We start from the raw sequence: 216 nt of genomic DNA on the forward strand, positions 1-216 counted from the left end.
TGTTCGGACTCGCTTTCGCTACGGCTACCCCACCCGGGTTAACCTCGCAACACACCGCAAACTCGCAGGCTCATTCTTCAAAAGGCACGCAGTCACGAGGATGGAGCAAGCTCCACCCCGACGCTCCCACGGCTTGTAGGCACACGGTTTCAGGTACTATTTCACTCCGCTCCCGCGGTACTTTTCACCATTCCCTCACGGTACTATCCGCTATCG

Annotated in this window: 1 rRNA gene; it reads right to left on the reverse strand. The window is 57.4% G+C overall.

The window, feature by feature from the left end:
- Nucleotides 1-216 (reverse strand): 23S ribosomal RNA (locus KUM38_RS32930); the annotation flags it as partial.

It is taken from the genome of Streptomyces sp. AC558_RSS880 (genome assembly GCF_019049255.1).
Taxonomy (GTDB): Bacteria; Actinomycetota; Actinomycetes; order Streptomycetales; family Streptomycetaceae; genus Streptomyces.